The organism is Mesorhizobium sp. M7A.F.Ca.US.006.04.2.1 (assembly GCF_004022915.1).
Classification (GTDB): domain Bacteria; phylum Pseudomonadota; class Alphaproteobacteria; order Rhizobiales; family Rhizobiaceae; genus Mesorhizobium; species Mesorhizobium ciceri.
The window spans coordinates 1-2924 of record NZ_RZQA01000816.1 but is presented as its reverse complement, the minus strand read 5'-3'; the positions used below and the strand labels follow the sequence as shown (position 1 = coordinate 2924).

General features: G+C 63.5%; 4 protein-coding genes. 2 read left to right on the top strand and 2 right to left on the bottom strand.

Annotated features, from left to right (window positions below; translation table 11 throughout):
* Positions 1-9: 9 nt before the first annotated feature.
* On the bottom strand, positions 10-207 hold the full coding sequence (locus EN925_RS30530) for a hypothetical protein (protein ID WP_245487355.1): 198 nt from the start codon (positions 205-207) through the stop codon (positions 10-12).
* A gap of 58 nt (positions 208-265) precedes the next feature.
* Positions 266-1714, bottom strand: a complete 1449-nt coding sequence (locus EN925_RS30525; RefSeq protein ID WP_063170911.1) for an APC family permease — start codon at positions 1712-1714, stop codon at positions 266-268.
* A 173-nt stretch (positions 1715-1887) separates the two neighbouring features.
* Here EN925_RS30525 and EN925_RS30520 point away from each other — a divergent pair, with 173 nt between their 5' ends.
* Together EN925_RS30520 and EN925_RS30515 are read left to right on the top strand one after the other, a co-directional pair.
* Positions 1888-2658: an IclR family transcriptional regulator gene (locus EN925_RS30520; RefSeq protein WP_127369102.1), complete on the top strand. Its 771-nt coding sequence runs from the start codon at positions 1888-1890 to the stop codon at positions 2656-2658.
* On the top strand, positions 2658-2924 hold a 267-nt coding region (locus tag EN925_RS30515; protein ID WP_206633011.1), incomplete at its 3' end, for a Tm-1-like ATP-binding domain-containing protein. The genes EN925_RS30520 and EN925_RS30515, both read left to right, overlap by 1 nt.

The window sequence follows — 2924 nt, the reverse complement described above, 5'->3', positions numbered from 1 at the left end:
GAAGGAACGCTAAACTGGTGACGAGCCGACGACGGCGGAGAAGATCTCGGGCGACTTGGCGACGCTCTCGACATCCTTCCAGCGGGTGACGAACCAAAGATTGACCGCCGGCACGAAAGCGACCGGCGCACTGCGCCTGAGCTCTGCATAGATCGGGTAGGGATCGGCTTCCAATGCCTCGACGGTGATATTTTCGGCAAAGCTCAAATCCGCCACTCCCCTTGTGGTGTAAGGGGCGGCGTGGCATGCCGCCCCTTTGCTTTTCTCAATCTTTCAGCGGCTGGCCGAGGTTTTTGAACGCGACCGGATCGCGGCTCTTCAGCGCGCTGGCCAGCAGCAGGCCGACGATCGCGGCGATCAGCACCAGCCCCGGCAGGAACACGCCAAGGAAACCGCCGGCTCCCGACAGGCTGCCGAAATTGATGACGATCAAATAGATGATGATGACGAAGGCGATGAAGGTCAGCCCGGGCAGGATGGTGGTCTTCAGCGCATTCTCGTGGGCCGCCGGGTTGGCGCGGAAGAACATCACCACGGCAAGCGATGCCACCGCCATCATCACGATGACACCGAGCGTCGCGACATTGGTCAGCCACGAAAACAGCGCCAGCACCGGATCGAGGCCGAGCACGGCGAACAGGCCGACAACGACCGCGGCGAGCACGCTCTGGATGACGGAAGCGACATGTGGGCTCTGGTGCACCGGATGCGTCACGCCGATCGTCTGCGGCAACAGCTTCTCGCGGCCCGAGACGTAGATGTAGCGCGCAACCGCATTGTGGAACGCCAGCACGCCGGCAAACAGGCTCGACACGAACAGGATGCTCATCGCCTGCGAAAGCATCGTGCCGGCGTAGCGGTCGGACAGGCCGAACAGGAAGGTCGTCGGATCCTGCAATCCCTGCAGCGTCGGCAGCAATTTGTCGACACCGGCGCCGACCGCCATCAGCCATGCCGTGAGCATGTAGAAGACGCCGATCAGCACGACCGAGAAATAGGTGGCGCGCGGAATGGTGACCTTTGGGTCGCGGGCTTCCTCGGCATAGATCGTCGTCGCCTCGAAACCGATGAAGGCGGCGAAGCAGAACAGGATGGCGATGGCCGGCGAGCCGCTGACGATCTGGCTCCAGCTGAATGGCGCCGCCGACAGGCCGCTATCGCCGCCGGTCTTGAGGATGGCGATATCGAGGATCAGCACCACAAGATATTCGCACAGCACCAGCACCGTCAGGATCTTGGCGGAGAGGTCGACCTGCCGATAGCCGAGCACGGCGACCAGCGCGATGGCGATGAAGCTCCACACCCACCAGGGCAGGTTGATGCCCCAGCCGGCGAATAGGCCGGCGGTTGCGGCGCCCAGCAGGCCCATGACGCCGATCTGCATGGCGTTGTAGGACAGGATGGCGATCAGCGCCGTGGCGCCGCCGGCCATGCTGCCGAGGCCGCGTGCGGCATAGGCATAGAAGGCGCCGGCATTGCCGACATGGCGTGACATGGCGACATAGCCGACCGCGAACAAAAGCAGCAGCACGGTCACGATGAGATAGGTGCCGGCAAAGCCGGCGCCATTGCCCATCAGCATGCCAAGCGGCGTGCCGCCGGCGACTGCCGTGAGTGGGGCGGCCGCAGAAATCACCATGAAGGTGATGGCGCCGACGCCAAGACTGTTCTTGCGCAGCCTGTTGGCCGGCGCCTGTTCCGAGACTGCTGTCATTGATCCCTCCTGTTTGCAAACCCTTGAGTTCGCCGGCCGAATGGCCTGTCCCATGCACTCTGGTGGTTGGTTCATTATTTGAACCGTTATTTTGAATATAGACTTGCAAACAATGCTGATGCCTGTCAAGTTAATTCACACGTTAAATGATTGTCCCGAACCGGGAGGCAAATTTGAGTACGGTCGGAAAAGCGATCTCGCTTCTGGAGCTGTTCAACGTCGACGAGCCCGAGCTCGGCCTGTCCGATCTGGCGCGCCGCTCGGGCTTCGACAAGGCGACGACAAGGCGGCTGCTGGTAGCGCTGGCCGGCCGTGGTTTCGTCGAGCAGGATGCGGGTACGCGGCACTATCGCCTCGGCGCCGGCCTGTCGCGGCTGGCGCGCATCCGCGAGGCGCGCTTTCCCTTCCTGCAGACGGCCGTTCCGCTGGTGCGGGACCTGGCCGCATCGACGGCCGAGACCGTGCATTTGTCGGAATTCGGCGTCGACAGGCTGGTCACCGTCAACGTCGAGCATCCAGCATGGGCAAACCGGGTCAACATCGACATCGGTCAGTTGCTGCCTTTGCATTCGACCGCGTCGGGCATCGCCTATCTGGCCTTCGCCCGCGACGAGACCGTCAAGGCGTGCCTGACGGGTTCGCTCGATGCCTTCACGGCCCATACGCTGATCGAGCCGGCCGCCATCTCAAGATCCATGGGCGAGGCGCGCGAGCGCGGCTATTCGATCTGCGACCAGGGCTATGAGGAAGGTGTGATCAGCGTCGCGGCGGCAATCCGCGGGGCGGATGGCTTTGCGCTCGGCACCATCGCGGTGGCCGCGCCAAAGGCCAGAACGACGGCAGCCGCGATCGCGGAACGGGGACTTGCGGTGATGGAAGCGGCACGGGAGATTTCGATGCGCCTCAACGGCGAGAACCTGCAAACCCTGAGGAGGCAGGCCTGATGCCCTCGGAGACAGCGCCCCGCATCCTGGTCATCGGCACGGGCGACACAAAGGCCGAAGAGCTGTTGTTCATGAAACAGTGCATCGAGCAGTCGGGCGGCAGCGCCGTGATGATGGATGTCAGCGTGCTCGGCGACCCGCCCTACAGCCCGGACCACGATAAGCACGCCGTGGCGCGGGCGGTGGATGTGACGATCGCCGAGATCGTTTCGAGTGGTGACGAGAACACCGCCATGACGCTGATGGCCGGCGGCGCCGTGCAACTG